Raw genomic sequence first — 20,513 nt, 5'->3', positions numbered from 1 at the left:
AGGCTATTGATCCCCGCACGAAAGTCGATCGGGTCCCGGTGAAGATAGACGCGAAGATCGTCAGCCAGCCGGAACATCGCACCGCCCCAGAACTTCGATCATCGCGCAAAGGGCACGCTCATCCACATTCTCAAGTTCAAGCCGCACACCATTCGGCAAAGACGCCATCAGCCGCATTCCTGCCGATGATGACCGGGCCGGCATGTCGGGCTGCCGCGCAGTCGGCGACGCTGCAACCACCGGAACAAAGGCCGACGTTTCCGGCCCTGCAACGACCGTCAAAGTGTCTTGGGCCTGCCGATTTCGGCGAAGCTTCACCCAATCGCGTAACTGATTGGCGTTGACGCCGCGCGCCAGGGCCAGGCGGGCGACTGATACGCCGGGCTTCATTGCAGCGTCGATCAGACGGTCTTTCTCGATGGGATCGAACCGTCGCTTCCCGTTGGAAAGAACCTTCACAGCCCGAAGGGGCTCCGATCCAGTCAAGATATCCAATGCCATTATGTCCACAGTCTCCGTTGTGGACACAGACTCCTTCATTCGATTTTCAATGAACAGGTGCCGCGAATTGTGCGCTTACGTTTAATTCACTCCTCGGGATCGAGCAGCCGCGGTCCCGCCCCTTCCTCGGAAAGCCTATCCCAGGGATTGCGCAAGGGACAACTGTCGAGCGACAGGCAGCCGCAGCCGATGCAGCTGTCCAGCTGGTCGCGAAGCCCCTGCAGGCGTTCGATGCGCGCGTCGAGATCGTCTTTCCACACTTCCGAGAGCGCCTTCCAGTCGCTAGCCGTCGGCGTGCGTCCCTGCGGCAAGGCTTTAAGCGCCGCTTGGACTTCAGCAAGCGGAATGCCGACCCTTTGCGCCACCTTGATGATGGCGACCCGGCGCAGGACTTCGCGCGGATAGCGCCGCTGGTTGCCTCGGCTGCGATGGCTCTCGATCAGCCCCTTTGCCTCGTAGAAATGCAGCGCGGAGACCGCTACGCCACTGCGCGCCGCCACCTCGCCCACCGTCAGCTGCTTGGAAAATTGACCAGGTTCGATTTTTCCCATTTTGCGCTATTGACCTCAACTTTACTTGAGGTTTTATAACCCGAGCTCCAAACCGCGTAAAGCAGGAGCAAGATATGACAGAAAGAACCCGGCTGGCGATCATTTACGGCAGCACCCGCCAAGGCCGCCTGTGTGACCGGATAGTCAACTGGGTCGCTCGGGAACTGGCGCATTATCCCCTCATCGATATCGACCTGATCGATCCCCTCGAATTCGACTTGCCCTTCCAGCATGACCGCGAGCATCCCGGCGTTGCCGCGCTTTCGGCGCGGCTTTCGAACGCGGATGCCTTCATCGTCGTCACGCCCGAATATAATCATAGCTTCACGGCCTCGTTGAAATTCCTGCTCGATCTCGTCTATGAGCCGTGGCACGGCAAGCCCGTCGCCTTCGTTTCCTATGGCGGCATTTCCGGCGGCCTGCGCGCCGTCGAGCAGCTGCGGCTGGTCTTTGCCGAACTGCATGCCGTTACCGTGCGCGATACGGTCAGCTTCGCCAATCCCTGGGGCAGGTTTGCCGAGGACGGCTCGCTGGAAAATCCGCTGGACGCCCGCAAATCGCTGGTGCTGTTGATTGCGCGGCTGAACTGGTGGAGCAACGCCTTGAAGCCGGCGCGCGCAACACGCCCCTATCGCTCCGTCGCCGCCTGATCCTCCTTCCAACATCCGAATCCGGTCTCTCGTTTCTGGCAGGTACGGGAGATCGGTTCGACGCCCGGGCCCTGCGCCATGGGTCCGGGCGTCGTGCTTTCGGGGATCCGTCTTGCCGAAACCGCCGCGATGACCTAACCCAATGGAGAGGGAATTTCGGCGGATACGGAAATGGAGAACGGAAGACGTCTGGGAGGAGCGGATTTCATGCGCGCCATCGCATGCTTGATGGTGCTCGTTCACCATCTCGTGCTTCGCATGAACTTCTACAAAATCCCGCCGAACCTGGATTTGACCTTCATCCTGGCGCGTTTCGGCAATCACGGCGTCTCGGTCTTCTTCGTTCTCAGCGGCTTTCTTCTTGCGCGGCCTTTCTGGCTGGCGCTGGATAGAGGCCAGCCGTTACCTTCGCTGAAAATCTATGCCATGCGCCGCGCAGCACGCATTCTGCCGGGTTTCTGGTTTGCCCTGACGGTCGGCTTCCTGATCAGCTTCACGGTCTACGGGTTTGCGCTCGATGGAGAGCTGGTCGGCCGCTACATCGCCGGCTTCTTTCTGATGAGCCAATGGCACTGGCGCACCTTTTTCCCGGTGCAGGGGGACGGTCCCCTATGGTCGATCCCTTTCGAGACGACCTGCTATGTTCTCTTGCCGATCGGCTTCCTGCTGCTGTTCCATGCGAAGCCACGCTCCGCTCTCGTCAGCCGTCTGCTCTGGATTGGCATCATCGCTGTATCATTGATCGGCCACTGGCTTGTCGTCACCTATCTCCCGACCGATAGTCTCGGGAAGGGATGGCTACATGGCTTCCAGGGCGGCGCCAAGGAATGGATGCCGCGCTATAACCCCATCGGCTTCTTCGCGATATTTGCGATCGGCGCATTGGCTGCCGGAATCCAGACCATCCTCCCGCCGCGCCGCTCGGCAATCTACGATATCATCGGAGCGCTGGCGATCGTCATGGGCGCATGGCAGTTGCCGCAGTCGATCGGCGGCGCGGGAGAAGGCTATGCCTGGCTCGGCATTCCCTATCAATTTCCGCTGCTTCCCGTGGCGGTCGCGATCGCGCTTTGCGCGCTGCCGCAATCGCTACTGCTGGCAAGGCTGCTCGACAACGGCCTCACCCGCTACATCGCCACCGTCTCCTTCGGCGTCTATATCTGGCAGGATATCGTGCTGACCTTGATGCCGCAGCTCTTCCCTTCATCCTTCGGTGTCGGCTCGGACGACGTGCTGGGCGGCTGGGTAGTCTCAAGCTTCATCGCAACCGCCATTATCTTCGCCATCGGCACGCTGAGCTATATCCTGCTCGAACGCCCCGTCATCCAGTGGGCACGGACACGAGAAAACACGGTGACACGACCCGTCACCGCGTGACACGCAATTGCCCCGCTATGTGATGGGGTAAACGGATAAGGCTGAGGATTCGGAAGGCGCCTTTATATGCGCGTCGCCTTCAGACGCTCCTCATCAAGAACGATGCCAAGCCCCGGCGCAACGCCGAGATCCAGCCAGCCGGCATCGTGCTTGAGCGGCGATGCCATCGGATAGTCACGGCGAGCCTCGCTCCATTCCGGATTGTCATAGGGATATTCGAGCCAGGCCGCATCGCCAACCCCGGCGGTCAGATGCGCGTTGGCCAGCACTCCGATGCCGTTCGTCCAGGAATGCGGGGTGAACTGCACGCCCGCCTCACGGGCCTGATAGACCAGCCGCCGGCAACCGGTGATACCGCCGACCAGAGCGGCATCGGGTTGGATGACGTCGAAGGCACGCTCCTCGATGATGTCGCGGAACTCGTAGAGCTCGCGCGTCATCTCGCCGCCGGCGATCCGGACCGAGGTTGCCTGCTTCAGTTCCTTCATGCCCTTGCGGTCCGAGCGGTGAAGCGGCTCTTCCATCCAGTAGACGCCGAGCCGCTCCAATTCCTTCGCGACAGCAAGCGCATCCTTGAAGGTCCAGGGCAAGGTCGTATCCCAGGGCATACGCCAGCCCTGATTGCAGTCGACCATGAGCTCCAGCCGGTCGCCGACGCGGGTGCGGATCGCTTCCAGCGCCTTGACATCCTCGCGCCAGCCGCCACGGCCGCCCGAAGACGATGAGAAGCGCACCTTCATGGCCGGAAAGCCTTCATCGATATAGCGTTCGGCCTGATCGGCCATGGCAGAGGATTCGCGCAGCACGCCGGAGGAGGCATAGAGCCGCACGCGGCTGGCGCGGCCACCGAGCATCCGCCAGACCGGCTCGCCGGTGATCTTGCCGGAGAGGTCCCACAGCGCCAGGTCCATCGGCCAGCAGCGGCCATAATGGAAGTTGATGTGCGACAGGACTTCATAATGCCGTTCGACGTGCCGAGGGTCCTGCCCGATGAACAGGTCCTCATGTCCCTCGAAGCCCTTCATCAGGTCGCCGGAGCCGATGCCTTCGCGGCCTTCGTCATCCCTGACGCGAACGATGGTCGCATCGAAATGCCGGCGCGGACGGCCATCCCAGCTCGCCTTGAACGCCGGATCGAGCGGCAGGCGATGATGGGTGATTTCGATGGAAACGATCTTGCTCATGGTAACTCCCCTCTCCCGAAGCGTGGTCCCGAAGGCGAAGCGCGTTTCGGGATCACATCATGTCAAACCTCAACCGAACTGCTGCCAGATCGTCTTGTAATCGCAATATTTATCGATCGCATGCACCGAGCGATCGCGGCCGAAGCCGGATTGCTTGAAGCCGCCGAAGGGCGTGGCGAAGTTCGACATGTCGTAAGTGTTGATCCACACCGTACCCGCGTGGATCGCCTCGGAAAAGCGGTGGGCGCGATCCATGTCCTTGGTGAAGACAGCGCCGGCAAGCCCATAGATCGTGTCGTTGGCGATCTTCAGCGCCTCCTCCTCGGTATCGAAGGGAATCGCTGCCAGTACCGGGCCGAAGATTTCCTGCCGCGCCAGGTTCATGTCATTGGTCATGTCGACGAAGACGCCCGGCGAGACATAATAGCCGCCAGTCTCGCTCAAGACGCGCTCGGCGCCGAAGGCACGGCACGCGCCTTCCTTTTCGCCGGCCGCAATCATCGCCAGCACCTTGTTCATGTGCTCTTCCTCGATGAGCGCGCCGATCTGCGCCGAGGGATCGAGCGGATGCTTGAGCGCGATGTCGGAGCGCGTGACCGCCTCGATTTTTGCGATAAGCTTCTCCTGCACAGACCGCTGCACGATCAGGCGCGTCGAGGCATGGCAGGTCTCGCCGGAATTGTAGAAGCAACCCCAAGCAGCCGCGACGGCGGCGGCATCGAGATCGGCATCTTCGAACACCACCAGCGGCGACTTGCCGCCGAGCTCCAGCGCCACGCGCTTGACGTTCGATTGCGCCGCATAACCCATGATCAGCTTGCCGACTTCGGTCGAGCCGGTGAAGGCGATCATGTCGACATCCATGTGCAGCGCCAGCGGCTTGCCGGTCTCTTCGCCGTAGCCTGTGACGACGTTGAAGACGCCAGCCGGCAAGCCTGCTTCGATCGCGAGTTCGGCAAGACGGATCGCCGAAAGCGAGGATTGTTCCGCCGGCTTCAGCACCACGGAATTGCCAGCCGCAATCGCCGGCCCGAGCTTCCAGGCATCGATGATCATCGGATAGTTCCAGGGCGTGATCGCCCCGATGACACCGAGCGGCACTTTACGAACCAATGCGCGGGCATTCGGGCCGGTTGGCGCGATCTCGTCATACATCTTGTCGATCATTTCGCCGTAGAACTGGATGCCGTCGGCGCAAAGGCGCACGTCGACACCAAGCGATGCCATAACCGGCTTGCCGACATCGATCGTCTCGAGCATGGCCAATTCATCGCCATGGGCGCGAATGAGTTCGGCCCATTTCAGCATGATCTTCTTCTTTTCCAACGGCTCTTTCTTGCGCCAGACACCGCTTTCGAAGGCGGCACGGGCAGAGGTGACGGCGGCATCGACATCGGCGGCATTGCCGCGCGCGAGTTCAGCGCCGGGCTTGCCGTCCATCGGCCGGATACGGGTGAAGGTCTCGCCCGATGCGGCGGCGCGATGGGCGCCATCGATGAAGTGACGACCTTCGGGCTTGAGGCCGGAAAGAACACCTTCCCAATAGTCGCGCGTATAGGTCTTGGTCATCTCAAATTCCTTTCGGCAGCGCCATGATGGCAGCGGCAAAGCGGTCGATATCGGCATCCGTCACGTCGCGGATCGTCGAGCGCCGCATGGGCTGGTTTTCGGGCGCACGCATTTCACGGGCAAGATCGGCTTCATCGAATGGCTTGAAGGCCGCGGGCAGAGCGCGGACGATGCCGCAACGGTCCATCCAGTCGGAGATGAAAGCGGGAAGCTCAGCCGCACTATCGACACCGCAAACCTTGGCTGCGGCATTGAGGTCTGACGTATCCGCCTCGACCAGCCACGGAAGCGTCACTTCGAAGCCGAGCGCCGTTGCAAGCCCATGATGGACAGGAGCAAGGCCCGCCAGCGCATGGCTGATATTGTGGGCGATTGCCGTGCCGCAATTGTCGATGGCGATGCCGGCAAAGCAGGAGCCGAGCAGCACATCACCGCGAGCGGCCATATCCTCGGGCTCTCTGACGGCCGTTTCCAGCGCACCGGTCAGCAACCGCAGCGCCTGATGCGCATAGAACTGCGCGCCGCGATGGGTGTTGCGGTTCGTCGCCGCCTCGAAGGCGTGGATGAAGGCATCGAGCCCGCACCATGCCGTCAGGCTGGCGGGCAAGGTCTTCGTCAGCGCCGGATCGAGAATGACGAGATCCGCCTTCGTTTCCGGCCCCCAGATCCAGAGCTTCTTGCCCTCGGGGCCAGCGAAGATATTCGTCGCCGATGTCTCCGAACCAGTCCCGGCCGTAGTCGCGATCATGACCTTTTTCAGCGGAGTCTTCGGCAGCGGATTGGCGGCCAGCGCATAATGCATCGGATCTTCACCGGAGGCGATGCAGCAGGCGACGATCTTGCCGATATCGAGCGCCGAGCCGCCGCCGATACCAATCACCATATCCGCCGCCTGTCCGGCTTCGATCGCCGCGTGCAGATGCGCAAGCTTCGGCTCACCGGCAAAATCGGAAAAGACCTGTGTCTTCACGCCGGCCTCGGCAAGCTCGGCGCTGATCCTGGCGGCAAGGCCCGACTGCGCCAAAAAGGCATCGATCACAAGCAGAACGGCGCCGACGCCATCGAAGGATTTGACTGCGGTGGGAAGGCCGGAGAGCGCCCCCTCACCGAAACGAATGTCTGGAATGGCGGAAATGGAAAAGGACACGCGGGATCCCCTTGGAAAAGCTGCCGAAAATCATGCCATAATCCTGCATCACAATTTCAGATCTTCAAATCCGGGCAATTATCAGGAATATTGATGATCTGAAGTCATGGAGAACCAATGCTGGAGAAAATACCGCTAGAGGCCTTCCGCGTGTTCGACGCGGCCGCGCGCGCCATGAATTTTTCCCGCGCCGGCCGGGAGCTGAACATCACCCAGGCCGCCGTCAGCCGCCGCATCAAGGGGCTGGAGGATCACCTCGGCGCGACGCTCTTTACCCGGCGCGGCCGAAATCTGGCGCTGACGCCGGATGGCGAGCGGCTGTTCCAGCGCGTGCGCGCCACGCTGGAGTATCTGGAGGAGAGCCTGGAACCCTTTCGCGCCGGTACGGGCGAGATCATCTCGATTGCGGCAAGCGGCTCGATCTCGCATCTCTGGCTTGGGCAGCGGCTCAGGGATTTCGGCAAGGAGAGCCCGGGTATCTCCGTGCGCCTGCTGACGACGGACGTGCATTCCGAACTCGCCTCGGAGAACAACGACCTCATCATCATCTATTCCACCGGCGAGCATCCGCGCTGGAGCCTGACACCGCTGATGAAGGAGGTGCTGGTGCCGATCGCCTCGCCGGACTATCTGGCGGTCCGTGGCCTCGACCCGGAGGCGCTGACAGCGGTCGACATCGCCGGGCTCGATCTCATCGATTACGAGCGCGCCAACGCCCATTGGATCAGCTTCCGCCAATGGTTCGGCCGCATCGGCGATCCCTTGATGGGCAAGCTGCCGAGACCGCGCCTGTCCTTTTCGACCTATATTATGGCGGTGGAGGCGGCACTCAGGGGCGAAGGCATAGCGCTCGGCAGCCTCGGCCTCATTGAGGAGTATCTGCAGTCAGGCGCGCTCGTCACCGTCGGCAACGATCGCGTGGAAAGCGGCTTCGGATACTATCTCGGCGCCCCGCGCTTCCGTTCGCTGTCGCCGGAAGCGACCCAGCTGCACCGGTTCCTGCTGCAGGGGCAACAAGTCTGATACGATTTCGGGAAAGAATCTTCTCGCTGTTCCAGCCGTGAGAAGTCGGAGTTGCGGTCGCTCGCCATCCGCCCTCGTGGTTCGAGGCTTCAGCCCCCATTCGACAAGCTCATGGGGCTTTCGCACCTCACCATGAGGACTGATCTTGCGTGCCTTGCCACAGGGCGTGCTCCACCTCATGGTGAGGTGCAACGCCGTTAAGCGAAGCGAAAACGGTGATGCCTCGAACCACGAGGTGGCCCAAGTTCGCGCCGAATCTTACCCAAACCCTGTGATTTGCTCCACCTCAGCCTGAAGTAAGCAGGCCGAAGCCTCGAAGCGCGAGGACGGCCTCCGGACCTTCCAACAAAAAAGCGGCCCATGGGACCGCTTTCATCTCACTCATCAGTATCTGTATCGCATCAATCCTGCGGGATCGAGCCGCGCAGATGCGTGAGTTCCATGATGAAATGCTCCAGGCGCGACTTGTGCTCGTGATGCTCGGCATCTTCGAGTTCGGCCTTGGCGGCATTGATGCGGCGGTCCAGCTCGTCGCGGCTCATGTCCTCGACCGGAACGGCGGATTCAGCAAGCAGCGTGCAGCCGGTCGGCAGGATATCGGCGAAGCCACCGAAAACGACGTAGTCCTGCTTCTTGCCCGAAGCCGAATGCACCTTGACGACGCCGGGCTTGATCGTGGTCATGGTCGGCGCATGGTTCGCCATGACCGTCATCTCGCCTTCGGTCGCGGGGATGACGACATCGATGACCTGTTCCGACAGCAGCAGACGCTCCGGAGAAACCAGTTCGAAATTGAAATTGTCAGCCATGGCCCGTCACTTCTTGATTGTCTTATTCGCAAGGCAAGGGCGCGCGGGCAATGCCGCGCGCCGATGGATTGGCCTTATCAGGCAGCCAGCTTCTTGGCCTTTTCGATCGCTTCGTCGATCGAGCCGACCATGTAGAAGGCAGCTTCCGGCAGGTGGTCGTATTCGCCGTTGACGAGGCCCTTGAAGCCCTTGATCGTGTCTTCGAGCGCGACGAGCTTGCCCGGCGAGCCGGTGAAGACTTCGGCGACGAAGAATGGCTGCGACAGGAAGCGCTCGATCTTGCGGGCGCGGGCAACAGCCAGCTTGTCGTCTTCGGAAAGTTCATCCATGCCCAGGATGGCGATGATGTCCTGCAGGGCCTTGTAGCGCTGCAGCGTCGACTGAACCTTACGAGCAATTTCGTAGTGCTCTTCGCCGACAACCAGCGGGTCGAGCATGCGCGAGGTGGAGTCGAGCGGGTCAACGGCCGGATAGATGCCCTTTTCAGCGATCGAGCGCGACAGAACCGTCGTTGCGTCCAGGTGGGCGAACGAGGTTGCCGGTGCCGGGTCGGTCAAGTCGTCGGCCGGAACGTAAATGGCCTGAACTGAGGTGATCGAACCCTTGGTCGTCGTGGTAATGCGTTCCTGCATCTGGCCCATGTCGGTTGCGAGCGTCGGCTGATAGCCCACAGCCGACGGAATACGGCCGAGCAGAGCCGACACTTCCGAACCAGCCTGGGTGAAGCGGAAGATGTTGTCGACGAAGAACAGAACGTCCTGGCCTTCATCGCGGAAGTTTTCGGCAACCGTCAGACCGGTCAGAGCGACGCGGGCGCGGGCGCCCGGCGGTTCGTTCATCTGGCCATAGACGAGCGCAGCCTTGGAGCCTTCGCCGCCGCCATGCTTGTTGACGCCCGATTCGATCATTTCGTGGTAAAGGTCGTTGCCTTCGCGGGTACGTTCACCCACGCCTGCGAACACCGAGTAACCACCGTGTGCCTTGGCGACGTTGTTGATCAATTCCATGATGAGAACGGTCTTGCCGACGCCGGCGCCGCCGAACAGGCCGATCTTGCCGCCCTTTGCGTAAGGCGCGAGCAGATCGACAACCTTGATGCCGGTGACCAGGATCTGACCTTCGGTGGATTGCTCGACGTAGGACGGAGCGTCCTGGTGGATGGCGCGCTTGTGGGCAGTCACCAACGGACCGGCTTCGTCGACGGGCTCACCGATGACGTTCATGATACGGCCGAGCGTTTCGTGGCCGACCGGAACCGAAATCGGAGCGCCGGTGTCGGAAACGGGCTGGCCGCGAACCAGACCTTCGGTGGAGTCCATGGCGATCGTGCGGACCGAGTTTTCGCCGAGGTGCTGCGCGACTTCCAGAACAAGGCGGTTGCCATTGTTGCTGGTTTCGAGAGCATTCAGGATCTTCGGCAGATCGCCGTCGAAAGAAACGTCCACGACGGCGCCGATAACCTGCGTAACCTTGCCGACCGAAACTGCGGCCTTAGCTGCGTCAGCCATAATCTTACCCTCTTTTCCTAACCTCAGAGCGCTTCCGCGCCCGAAATGATTTCAATCAATTCCTTGGTGATCTGCGCCTGACGCTGACGGTTGTAGTTCAGCGTCAGCTTGTTGATCATCTCACCGGCATTGCGCGTCGCGTTGTCCATCGCGCTCATCTTGGCGCCCATTTCGCCGGCGACGTTTTCGAGCAACGCGCGGAAGATCTGGACGGAGATGTTGCGCGGGATCAGGTCCGCGAGGATCGAAGCCGCATCCGGCTCGTATTCGTAGACGGCGCCCTTGTGAGCGGCATCTTCTTCGACAACGGCCGGAGCAGAAGCCGGGATGAGCTGCAGACCGGTCGGCACCTGACTGATCACCGACTTGAATTCGGAATAGAACAGCGTGCAGACGTCGAACTCGCCAGCTTCGAACATTTCGATAACGCGCTTGCCGATCGCGTCGGCATTGTCGAAGCCGATGCGCTTGACGTCGCGCAATTCCTTGCGCTCGATGATCAGCGAAGCGTATTCGCGGCGAAGTACGTCATAGCCCTTCTTGCCGACGGTGAAGATCTTCACCGTCTTGCCTTCGGCCAGAAGCTTGCGGGCATGGTCGCGGGCGAAGCGCGAGATCTGCGAGTTGAAGCCGCCGCAAAGACCGCGCTCGGCCGTGCAGACGACAAGCAGATGCACGTCGCTCTTGCCGGTGCCTGTCATCAGCAGAGGTGCGTCGTCCGCTTCGCTGACGGCAGCCGTGATGTTGGCAAGAACGGCGCCCATACGCTGCGAATAAGGCCGCGCGGCCTCGGCCGCCTCCTGGGCACGCCGAAGCTTCGCCGCGGCGACCATTTTCATCGCCTTGGTGATCTTCTGCGTCGCCTTGACGGAGGCGATCCGGTTTTTCAGATCCTTAAGTGAAGGCATCCGGTATCCGTCCTAGAAGTGAGTCCCGATCAGGCGAAAGATTTGGCGTAGCTATCGAGAGCAGCGGTGAGCTTGCCCTTGGTCGCGTCACTGATTGCCTTTTCGGCGCGGATCGTGTCGAGGATTTCCTTGCCTTCCGAACGGAGGTAGGACAGCAGGCCCTGTTCGAACTTGCCGATCTGCGGAACCGCGACCTTGTCGAGGTAGCCATTGACGCCGGCGAAGATCACCGCAACCTGCTCTTCCGTCTTCAGCGGCGAGAATTGCGGCTGCTTCAGGAGTTCGGTCAGGCGGGCGCCGCGGTTCAGGAGGCGCTGCGTTGCCGCATCGAGGTCGGAACCGAACTGAGCGAAGGCGGCCATTTCGCGATACTGGGCGAGTTCGCCCTTGATCGAGCCGGCAACCTGCTTCATCGCCTTGATCTGAGCGGACGAGCCAACGCGCGAAACCGACAGACCGACGTTAACAGCCGGGCGGATACCCTGATAGAACAGGTCGGTTTCGAGGAAGATCTGTCCGTCGGTGATCGAGATCACGTTGGTCGGAATGAAGGCCGAAACGTCGTTGCCCTGCGTTTCGATGACCGGAAGAGCGGTGAGCGAACCGGCGCCCTTCTCGTCGTTCATCTTGGCAGCGCGCTCGAGGAGGCGCGAGTGCAGGTAGAAAACGTCGCCCGGATAAGCTTCGCGGCCCGGCGGGCGGCGCAGCAGCAGCGACATCTGACGGTAAGCAACGGCCTGCTTGGACAGGTCGTCATAGCCGATCAGCGCGTGCTGGGCGTTATCACGGAAGTATTCGCCCATGGCGCAGCCGGCGAACGGTGCCAGGAACTGCATCGGAGCCGGATCGGAAGCGGTCGCGGCAACGATGATCGAATACTTCAGCGCGCCGCGCTCTTCGAGCACCTTGACGAACTGGGCAACGGTCGAACGCTTCTGGCCGACGGCGACGTAGACGCAGTACAGCTTTTCGCTGTCCGGGCCGGCATCGTGGATGGCCTTCTGGTTCAGGATCGTGTCGAGAATGATGGCGGTCTTGCCGGTCTGGCGGTCACCGATGACCAGCTCGCGCTGGCCGCGGCCAACCGGGATCAGAGCGTCGATGGCCTTGAGGCCGGTCGACATCGGCTCATGAACCGACTTGCGCGGAATGATGCCCGGAGCCTTGACGTCGACGCGCGAACGGCGGGTCGCATTGATCGGGCCCTTGCCGTCGATCGGGTTGCCGAGCGCGTCGACAACGCGGCCGAGCAGTTCCGGACCGACCGGAACGTCAACGATCGCGCCGGTGCGCTTGACGGTGTCGCCTTCCTTGATGTCGCGGTCGGAGCCGAAGATAACCACGCCGACATTGTCGGCTTCGAGGTTCAGCGCCATGCCGCGGATACCACCGGGGAATTCGACCATTTCGCCGGCCTGGACATTGTCCAGACCGTAGACGCGGGCGATACCGTCACCGACGGAGAGAACCTGGCCGACTTCGGAGACTTCAGCTTCCTTGCCGAAGTTTTTGATCTGATCTTTCAGAATTGCGGAAATTTCCGCGGCGCGGATATCCATCAGCCGACCTCTTTCAATGCAAGCTTAAGGGTGGAGAGTTTGGTGCGAAGGGACGTATCGATCTGACGCGAACCGACCTTGACGATCAGGCCGCCAAGGATCGACGGATCGACGGTGACGGCAATCGCCACGTCCTTGCCGGTGACGCCCTTCAGCGCCGCCTTCAATTCATCTTCCTGCGCGGGGGTGAGCGCATGGGCCGAGGTAACCTCGGCGGAAATCTCGCCGCGATGCTGAGCGGCGATGATGCGGAAAGCCCTGATCATGCCCGGCAGCGCAAAAAGGCGCCGATTGCTGGCCACAAGCTTTAGAAAATTGGTGGCGTAAGCGCCGAAGCCGGCCTTCGTTGCCAGCGCCTGAATCGCGCCGACCTGCTCTTCAGCCGAAAAGACCGGGCTGAGGACGAAGCGCTTTAGATCTTCGCTTTCGTCGAGCATGGCTTGGAACCGATCGAGATCGGCGGTCACCGCCGGCACGGCACCTTCTTCAAGGGCCAATTCGAACAGCGACGAGGCATATCGTTCTGCAACGCCAGAAACATGCTGGGATGTGTCTGCCACGGGCACAAAATTCCCTGATTTCAACCCAAGAACTCGACTCCCGGGTGACGGAAGCCATATGTCCTTGAATTCGTTTTGATTTCCCCCAGAAATCAGCAGGAGCGCGCTCCCACCTCATCCGAAATTCGGGGTTCGTCTAACATAGGATATTGAGACTCGCAACACGCGTAATCGACGAATACGCCATTCGGGCGAATTTATGATGCCAAAATTCGAAAAGCATGGGGATAGCGCGGGCAAAACAGGCCGCGCCGGAGCTGTTTTCGGCTCAAATATAGCCAAGCCCATAGAGAAAAGGTAGCGCAGCCAGCGCAGCCTGCACAACCAGAAGGAGAATACTCAAAAATATGCTGCCACGATCGGACATGAGCGACAGGATACGACCGAACGCCGCGACACCGAAGGAAGCACCAAGCGCGAGATAGATCATCGGCTGCGCCAAGAGAATTGCCACCAGCCCGAAACCGGCCAGGAAGCCGCCGGCGGAGCGGGCCTCGGCATAGGCTTCGGATCGCCCTTCCTTCACCTGCAGCTTGAGAAAGCGATAGGTGTAACCCGGCGCAAACATCAGGAATAGGCCGATCAGCGCCGTGACGGCAGCCGAACAATAGGCAAGCCGCTCGCCGAATTCGGTTGGAAAATAAAGCTCCATCGGTTGCCCCCAAATCAGCCCAAATCAAATCAATCGCAGGAAGAGATCGACATATGGCATGAAGCGCAAGAAGAAGGAATACGGAATGACGGTGCTTCGGCGCAGGATATATATAACCGTATCAACATTTTGAAAATATATACATTATCCCTTTCTGATGGTATTTTGAATGAAAAGGGATAATTTGCCGCTGAAGGCCACCCGCTTTGCGGAGATGAATTTATCCCTTTTTGGTAAGATAGTTTTCTGAAAGGGATAAATTGTTTTATTTCAGCGAATTAAAGAGCGATCAAATAAGGCAAACCATCGATACGGAGCAGCTGTTCGAGGCGTGGCTCGCCGTAAATGCCGAGTTGTCCCATCGCTTTGCGGGCGCCATGGCATGGAAAACGGTTTCCGGACGCGACTACCTTTATCGCAAGGCAAAGACTGCATGGAAATCACTTGGTCCACGCTCTTCCGAAACTGAGCAAACTTACCAGCAATTTCATGAAGGCAGAAACGAACGTCGGCAGCACCTGGCCACATTATCAACCAAGCTCGATGAAATGGCGGCCATCAATCGGGCTATGCGACTTGGCAGAATGCCACTAACAACTGCGCGTATTCTGCGGGCGCTCAATAAGGCGGATCTTATCGGCAACGCCCTGGATATTGTCGGTACGAATGCACTTTTTCTCTATGAAAGGCTTGGCGGCATCAGGATCGACAGCGGTCTGCTCGCCACCGGCGACATCGATCTGCTTTTCGACGCGCGAACAAGCCTCAATCTCTTGCGAAGGAATATCGGCGCGGAAGGCTTGATGGGTGTCCTACGCACCGCCGACAAATCGTTTCATCCACTTGGCAAGCGGAGCTTCCGCGCGGCAAACAAGGATGGATATCTTGTCGACTTGATCGGCCCCATGCCATCGCATCCCATCAGCAATTCAAGGCCCACCAGTATCAGTCAGAATGAGGATGATCTGGCTGCCGTCGAGATAGAGGGGCTGCAATGGCTGGTTAATAGCCCTAAAGTGACAGCTATTGTCCTTGATGAACGCGGCTACCCCGTACAATATACCTGCCCCGATCCTAGAAGTTTTGCCTTGCACAAGCTTTGGCTTTCACGCCGGGACGATCGTGACCCCCTGAAGAAACTCCGCGATGAAGCGCAGGCTCATGCGGTCGCAAACATGATAGGCCGTTATCTGCCGCATCTTCGATTTGACGACACTGTACTCGGCGCTGTTCCGAAGGGCCTGCGAAAGCTGTCCCACGAGTTGGAAGAAACGGCGCCGAAGTCGCCAGACGATAAAATCGAACCGAATTGGTAGCCTCACAGAAAGCTTTGCGGATCGATGTCGAGCTGCACCTGCACGGAGCCGCGCTCTTTCGGTGACTGCGCGAGCATGGCCCGCAGGAACCCCTGCATGTCGGAATTGCGCCGGCCGTGTACCAGCAGGCGGAAGCGGTGGCGGCCACGCACCAGCGCGATCGGCGCTTCGGCCGGGCCGAGCACCGAAATGCCTGTCACCTGCGGTGCCGCATTGCGCATGCTTCGTGCGTGGGTCTCCGCATCCTGCCTGCTGTCGGCCGAGACAATGATCGAGGCAAGCCGGCCGAAGGGCGGCAAGATGGCCCTCTCCCGCTCCGAGATCTCGCGCTCGTAAAAGGCGCTGGCATCGCCCGAGACAATTGCCTGCATGACGGGATGCTGCGGCTGGTAGGTCTGCAGCAATCCGTGGCTCTTAAGACCGGTTCGCCCGGCACGCCCCGTCACCTGCGACAGGAGCTGGAACGTCCGCTCGGCGGCGCGTGGATCGCCATTGGCCAGGCCGAGATCCGCATCGACGATGCCGACCAGCGTCATCAGCGGAAAATTGTGGCCCTTGGCGACCAGCTGCGTACCGATGACAATGTCGGCCTCGCCCTTGGCGATCGCATCGAGCTCCAGCCTCAGCCGCTTGACGCCGCCCATGATGTCGGAGGAGAGCACGATTGTCCGCGCCTCGGGAAAATGCCGCTCCACCTCCTCGGCGATGCGCTCGACGCCCGGCCCGCAGGCGACGAGATGATCGAGCGTGCCGCATTCGGGGCAGGCTTCCGGCGTGCGCTCGGCATAGCCGCATTGATGGCACTGGATCTGGTTGCGGAAACGGTGCTCCACCAGCCAGCTCGAACATTGCGGACACTGGAACCGGTGGCCGCAGACGCGGCAGAGCGTCAGCGGCGCATAACCGCGCCTGTTGAGAAACAACAGCGCTTGCTCGCCCTTGGCAACCGTCTTGCCGATCGCGCGGATCATGACGGGCGAAAGGAAACCGCCGCGCTCCGGCGCATGCCGCCGCATGTCGATCAGATGCAGATCGGGAAGTGCCGCATCGCCAAAGCGGGTCGGCAGATGGATTGTCGTGTAGCGGCCGCTCTGGCCGTTGACCTGGCTTTCGACTGATGGGGTCGCCGACACCAGTACTACGGGAAAATCGCCGATGCGGCCGCGCACCACGGCCATGTCGCGCGCATTATAATAGACGCGATCCTCCTGCTTGTAGGCAGGATCATGCTCTTCGTCGACGATGATGAGCCCGAGATCCTCGAAAGGCAGGAAAAGCGCCGAACGCGCGCCGGCTACCACCCGCACCTCGCCTGTGACGGCCTGACGCCAGACCTTTTCGCGCATGCGCGGCGCGAGATCGGAATGCCACTCGGCCGGTTTGGCGCCGAAGCGATCCTGAAAGCGCTCGAGAAAACTTGCCGTCAGCGCGATCTCCGGCAAGAGGATCAGCACCTGCTTGCCGCGCCTCAGCGTTTCGGCAATGGCCTCGAAATAGACCTCCGTCTTGCCGGAGCCGGTGACGCCGTCGATCAGCGAAACCGCGAATTCGCCCTTGCGCACATCCGCCAGGATCTCGTCGGCCGCGTCCTTTTGCGGCCCTTGCAGCCGCGAGAGGGTGAATTCCGGGTCCGGCTTGGCGACGACCGGCGGCGGCGGCAAAAAGATGGTCTCGAAAATGCCCTGCGAGATCAGCCCGTCGATGACGCTGGTGGAAACGCCCGCCGCATGCGCAAGGCCCGTGCGCGTCCACGAAAGCCCGTCGGCGGCAATCTCCATCACCTTGGCGCGAGCCGGCGTCAGCCGCTCCGGCTGACCGCCGATGAAGCGCAGCCCCTCAATCATCGGTTCGGGATCAAAGGCGGCCGGCGCCCTGAGCGCCATGCGCGCCACCAGCCCCGGCGGCGACAGCGTATAGGCGGCAACCCAATCGATGAAATCGCGCATCTGCTTGCCGAGCGGCGGGCAATCGAACACATGGCTGATCGGCCGAAGCTTCTTCGGATCGACGCCACCATCGTCATCGCCATCCCAGACGACACCGATAACCTGCCGCGGGCCGAGCGGCACCTGCACGACCGAACCCGGCTCCACCGCCACGCCCTCCGGCACGGCATAGGAATAGGCCGTGGGCGCCGGCATCGGCACGAGAACCGGAACCGTACGGCTCATCACAGGTTTTGCGGGCGCCGCCTCGAAAAGCGCACCGAACAGATCGGAAGAATCTTTGCTCATTGCGCCAGACCATGCCCCGGACGGACAAAAAAGAAAACCCGGGAGCTACTCAAGAGCACGCGCAAAATGCGAGCGGCCCGCAGAGTGGTAGTAGCCGAGACATTTCGGAGCTAAAAACCGGCGGTCTCACGCACCTCGATCGCCCCCATCCGAGCGAGCGAGTCCCGCTCCGCGATCTCCATCGCCTCTGCAAGGTTCTTCGCTTCGATGAGCAGGAAGCCACCCAGATGCTCCTTGGTCTCCGCGAAGGGCCCGTCGGTCCAACTCGCCTTGCCGGCACGAACGCGCAATGTCTTTGCGGTCTTTGGATCGGCGAGAGCGTTGGAGGCGAGATAGTGGCCTGATCGTTTGAGCCCTTCATTGGAAGCTAGGGACTCCCGGTCGATCTCGGCCCATTCCTCCTTACTGGCAGCGTCAGCAAGGTTTTGATCGATGTAGAAGAGACAAAGGTAGCGTATCCGGTTCCTCCATTGTGCTATCGATGCTAGTCGCAGGGGACGACCGCAATTCGACAATGAGCGGAAGAATCCTGTTCACTTCCGCTTCAGGGAAGTTGTCGGCGATCATCTACCGTCGCGGCTCGATCAATCCAAGCGAGTAACCATTCGCGACTGCCACCGGCCTACGCAGAACGACGAACTCGAATCACCGCTATTCGTCGTCGTCATCGATCACGCCGGTCAACCGCATGCCGTCGATCCAGGTGGAGCCGTCTTCGCGGATCACTCGGCGCGGCTTGGCACCGCAGCGCTCGCGCACGGCCTCTGCCAGACGTTCGGAATGGGTGACGATCCAGATCTGGCTCGTCTTCGCGGCCTCAGCGATCATATCGGCAAGCGGCGGCAGCATGTCGGGATGCAGGCTGGCTTCCGGCTCGTTGAGCGCGATCAGCGGCGGCAGGCGGTAGGACATCAGGGCCGCGGCGAGACCGAGGAACCGGATCTGGCCATCGGAGAGCTCGCGCGGCTGGAAAACGCGATTGGGAAATTCTGGCAGCATCAGCCCGAAATACGCCGTTTCCAGCGGCTCCGGCACGACAAGCCGCGCGCCGCCGAGGGCAGCGGCGATCACTCGGTCGAGCTCAACGGTATCTCCCCGTATATGCGCGAGCGTGGCGAAAACGGCGGCGATATTGGCGCCGTCCTCATCCAGCATCGGCGAGGTCACCGCCAGGCACGGCGCGCGCAGCGGCGAGCCGCGATCAGTGCGAAAGCCATGAAAGAACCGCCAGGCGTCGACAGCTCGCCGGAAAGTGCCGACTTCGGGATAGTGTCCGGCATCGCCGAGCAGCGTGATCGCAGTTTCCGATGGCAAAGCCTGCTCACCATAGGCTTCCATGCGGCCGGTGTCGCCGCGCACGGAAATGCCAGGCCCATCGCGTTTCATCATCGTCACCGGCCGTCGCCCGGTCTCGACCGAAAGTTCCTCGGTCTTGATTTCCGGCTCAAGCGGGAAACCTGCTGCAGCCGGCGGCCGCATCCCGGCCTCGATCCAGTAGCGGAAGGTCGCCGCCCGCTCCATATCGAGCAGTTCGACATCGAAGCGGATACGGGCGGATTCGTGCGAACGCCGCTTGCCCGACCACATGGCCGAGAACATGCCGCCCTCGCTGGAGATTTCATGCGCCAGCCGCCCGCGAACAGCCGCCTGCACGAGCTGCAGCGAACGATAGAGGTTGGATTTGCCCACACCGTTCTCGCCGATGAATAGATTGACATCGGAGAGATCCATGCGGATCGAGCGCAGGGAGCGATAATTCCGGGCAAACATGGAGCGTAGCTGCATGCCCGGGGATTTAGCCGATTCCCCTGTCAAAGAGAATGCGAAACCAGGGGCTCATCCTGTTCGGAGGGAACAAGCGGCGAGAAGGTTGCATTGCCGTCGGCGGCAAGGTCGACCACCGTGTGCTTCTCCAGTGCCTTCGTCACCTCGTTCACATCGCCATCCAGATGCTCGACGGGGATGAGATTGCCGACGAGGAAATCGAAGCGGTCGCCGCGCTTGTTGAGCAGCTCGTGAAAGACGGTCATGTCGCGCAGCTCCGTCGACCATTTGGCAAACCAGTAGAACAGGCCGGAATTGCGCGCCGTCAGATGCACAGGCAGGATCGGCAGATTGTATTTGCGCGCCAGGCCCACGGCCGATGTCTTCCACGGACGCTCGTTGAGCCTGCCGTTCGCCCAATAGGCAATGCGGCCGGACGGGAAGAGCACGGTCACCTTGCCCTCCGCCACGGCACGGTTGGTCAGCTGCAGCGTTTCGCGCGTCTTCGGCTTGCTCTTATATTCCTCGCGCCATTCGACCGGGATGATCATCTCGGCAAAACGCGGGTTGACGCGTACAGCATCGCGATTGGCAAAGATCATCATGTCGGGCCGGCGCGATTTCAGCAGATCGAAGACAGCGACGCCATCGGCAATGCCTGTCGGATGGTTGCTGACGAGAATGAAACCGCCGGAGGCGGGAATGCGATCGGCATGGGTGACGCCGATGTCGAGCTGCAGCAGATCGCTCATATATTCGAAGCACTGGAAGCCTGAAAGCTTGGCGACATCATCGGCGAATTCGATCGCCTTGTTGTAGCGCAGCAGCATGTAGAGAAACGGGCGCATCAGCGGCCAGAGCGGATTGCGGACGATCTTCTGGCCGCGCTCGGCGATCAACGTGTCGACGATATGTCCGGGCTGGCCCTGGGACACCAAAGCGATCGCCTCTGCAAGCTGTCCCAGTGCAGTTATCGACCCGCGGCGTGCCATGAAGTATCCTGAATGGTTGGGAAATATTCTATCGCAATCGAATATGATCGAAGCATGACAAGCGCCTCGCATGCAGCCACCGAACCACCGGAGATCTGGGAGCAGGCCTGCATGCCCTTTGTGTGCAGCCGCATTCCAGACACATGCGGAAACATGTCTGGAGCAGCGGGAAAGTTAGCGATTCCATAACCTTCCTTCCTTCAAAGTGG

The 20,513-nt window shown here is 60.9% G+C and carries 19 protein-coding genes; 4 read left to right on the top strand and 15 right to left on the bottom strand.

The features are described from left to right. Positions 1-60 precede the first annotated feature (60 nt). Entirely contained in the window at positions 61-501 is a 441-nt protein-coding gene (gene tnpA / locus ACPYOP_RS19635; RefSeq protein ID WP_481412009.1) for an IS66-like element accessory protein TnpA, read from the bottom strand. Positions 502-587: 86 nt separating this feature from the next. Next, positions 588-1,052: a redox-sensitive transcriptional activator SoxR gene (gene soxR / locus ACPYOP_RS19630; protein ID WP_481412008.1), complete on the bottom strand. Its 465-nt coding sequence runs from the start codon at positions 1,050-1,052 to the stop codon at positions 588-590. A 74-nt stretch (positions 1,053-1,126) separates the two neighbouring features. On the opposite strand from soxR, the gene ACPYOP_RS19625 reads away from it, so the two are divergent. Together ACPYOP_RS19625 and ACPYOP_RS19620 are read left to right on the top strand one after the other, a co-directional pair. Beyond that, positions 1,127-1,702, top strand: coding sequence for an NADPH-dependent FMN reductase (locus ACPYOP_RS19625; protein WP_481412007.1), 576 nt, complete (start codon positions 1,127-1,129; stop codon positions 1,700-1,702). A gap of 171 nt (positions 1,703-1,873) precedes the next feature. After that, entirely contained in the window at positions 1,874-3,079 is a 1,206-nt protein-coding gene (locus tag ACPYOP_RS19620) for an acyltransferase family protein (protein WP_481412006.1), read from the top strand. A gap of 62 nt (positions 3,080-3,141) precedes the next feature. Here ACPYOP_RS19620 and ACPYOP_RS19615 read toward each other — a convergent pair whose 3' ends face one another. The 3 genes from ACPYOP_RS19615 to ACPYOP_RS19605 all read right to left on the bottom strand — a co-directional run bounded on the left by ACPYOP_RS19615 (position 3,142) and on the right by ACPYOP_RS19605 (position 6,979). Further along, positions 3,142-4,263: a mandelate racemase/muconate lactonizing enzyme family protein gene (locus ACPYOP_RS19615; RefSeq protein ID WP_481412005.1), complete on the bottom strand. Its 1,122-nt coding sequence runs from the start codon at positions 4,261-4,263 to the stop codon at positions 3,142-3,144. A 69-nt stretch (positions 4,264-4,332) separates the two neighbouring features. Next, positions 4,333-5,832, bottom strand: a complete 1,500-nt coding sequence (locus tag ACPYOP_RS19610; RefSeq protein WP_481412004.1) for an aldehyde dehydrogenase — start codon at positions 5,830-5,832, stop codon at positions 4,333-4,335. 1 nt (position 5,833) lies between these two features. Then, positions 5,834-6,979, bottom strand: a complete 1,146-nt coding sequence (locus ACPYOP_RS19605) for an iron-containing alcohol dehydrogenase (RefSeq protein ID WP_481412003.1) — start codon at positions 6,977-6,979, stop codon at positions 5,834-5,836. Between the two features lie 117 nt (positions 6,980-7,096). On the opposite strand from ACPYOP_RS19605, the gene ACPYOP_RS19600 reads away from it, so the two are divergent. Beyond that, complete coding sequence (locus tag ACPYOP_RS19600; protein WP_481412002.1) at positions 7,097-8,002, top strand: LysR substrate-binding domain-containing protein; 906 nt, start codon at positions 7,097-7,099, stop codon at positions 8,000-8,002. Between the two features lie 401 nt (positions 8,003-8,403). On the opposite strand, the gene ACPYOP_RS19595 is transcribed toward ACPYOP_RS19600, so the two are convergent. The 6 genes from ACPYOP_RS19595 to ACPYOP_RS19570 form a co-directional block, all read right to left on the bottom strand. Continuing rightward, entirely contained in the window at positions 8,404-8,811 is a 408-nt protein-coding gene (locus tag ACPYOP_RS19595) for a F0F1 ATP synthase subunit epsilon (RefSeq protein ID WP_481412001.1), read from the bottom strand. Between the two features lie 77 nt (positions 8,812-8,888). Continuing rightward, a complete protein-coding gene (atpD, locus tag ACPYOP_RS19590; RefSeq protein WP_481412000.1) occupies positions 8,889-10,319 on the bottom strand; it encodes a F0F1 ATP synthase subunit beta in 1,431 nt (476 codons plus the stop codon). Positions 10,320-10,342: 23 nt separating this feature from the next. After that, entirely contained in the window at positions 10,343-11,227 is an 885-nt protein-coding gene (locus tag ACPYOP_RS19585; RefSeq protein WP_481411999.1) for a F0F1 ATP synthase subunit gamma, read from the bottom strand. Between the two features lie 29 nt (positions 11,228-11,256). Beyond that, positions 11,257-12,786, bottom strand: coding sequence for a F0F1 ATP synthase subunit alpha (gene atpA / locus ACPYOP_RS19580; protein WP_481411998.1), 1,530 nt, complete (start codon positions 12,784-12,786; stop codon positions 11,257-11,259). Beyond that, complete coding sequence (locus ACPYOP_RS19575; RefSeq protein ID WP_481411997.1) at positions 12,786-13,352, bottom strand: F0F1 ATP synthase subunit delta; 567 nt, start codon at positions 13,350-13,352, stop codon at positions 12,786-12,788. Before ACPYOP_RS19575 ends, atpA begins: the two co-directional genes overlap by 1 nt. A gap of 262 nt (positions 13,353-13,614) precedes the next feature. Then, on the bottom strand, positions 13,615-13,998 hold the full coding sequence (locus ACPYOP_RS19570; protein ID WP_481411996.1) for an AGROH133_08824 family phage infection protein: 384 nt from the start codon (positions 13,996-13,998) through the stop codon (positions 13,615-13,617). A 260-nt stretch (positions 13,999-14,258) separates the two neighbouring features. On the opposite strand from ACPYOP_RS19570, the gene ACPYOP_RS19565 reads away from it, so the two are divergent. Continuing rightward, positions 14,259-15,314, top strand: coding sequence for a nucleotidyltransferase family protein (locus ACPYOP_RS19565; RefSeq protein ID WP_481411995.1), 1,056 nt, complete (start codon positions 14,259-14,261; stop codon positions 15,312-15,314). A gap of 2 nt (positions 15,315-15,316) precedes the next feature. On the opposite strand, the gene ACPYOP_RS19560 is transcribed toward ACPYOP_RS19565, so the two are convergent. From ACPYOP_RS19560 to ACPYOP_RS19545, 4 genes are all read right to left on the bottom strand, one after another. Further along, positions 15,317-17,548 carry a primosomal protein N' gene (locus ACPYOP_RS19560; protein WP_481411994.1) on the bottom strand — a complete coding sequence of 744 codons (2,232 nt, stop codon included), beginning with the start codon at positions 17,546-17,548 and terminating at the stop codon, positions 15,317-15,319. Positions 17,549-17,658: 110 nt separating this feature from the next. After that, entirely contained in the window at positions 17,659-18,006 is a 348-nt protein-coding gene (locus ACPYOP_RS19555; protein WP_481412013.1) for a YciI family protein, read from the bottom strand. A 193-nt stretch (positions 18,007-18,199) separates the two neighbouring features. After that, positions 18,200-19,333: an AAA family ATPase gene (locus tag ACPYOP_RS19550; protein ID WP_481411993.1), complete on the bottom strand. Its 1,134-nt coding sequence runs from the start codon at positions 19,331-19,333 to the stop codon at positions 18,200-18,202. 26 nt (positions 19,334-19,359) lie between these two features. Next, positions 19,360-20,304 (bottom strand): GNAT family N-acetyltransferase, encoded by a 945-nt coding sequence (locus ACPYOP_RS19545; RefSeq protein WP_481411992.1) that lies wholly within the window; start codon positions 20,302-20,304, stop codon positions 19,360-19,362. Positions 20,305-20,513: the final 209 nt, after the last annotated feature.

This window comes from Rhizobium sp. KNZ2-6A (assembly GCF_056755475.1).
This window is presented reverse-complemented; position numbering and strand designations above follow the sequence as displayed.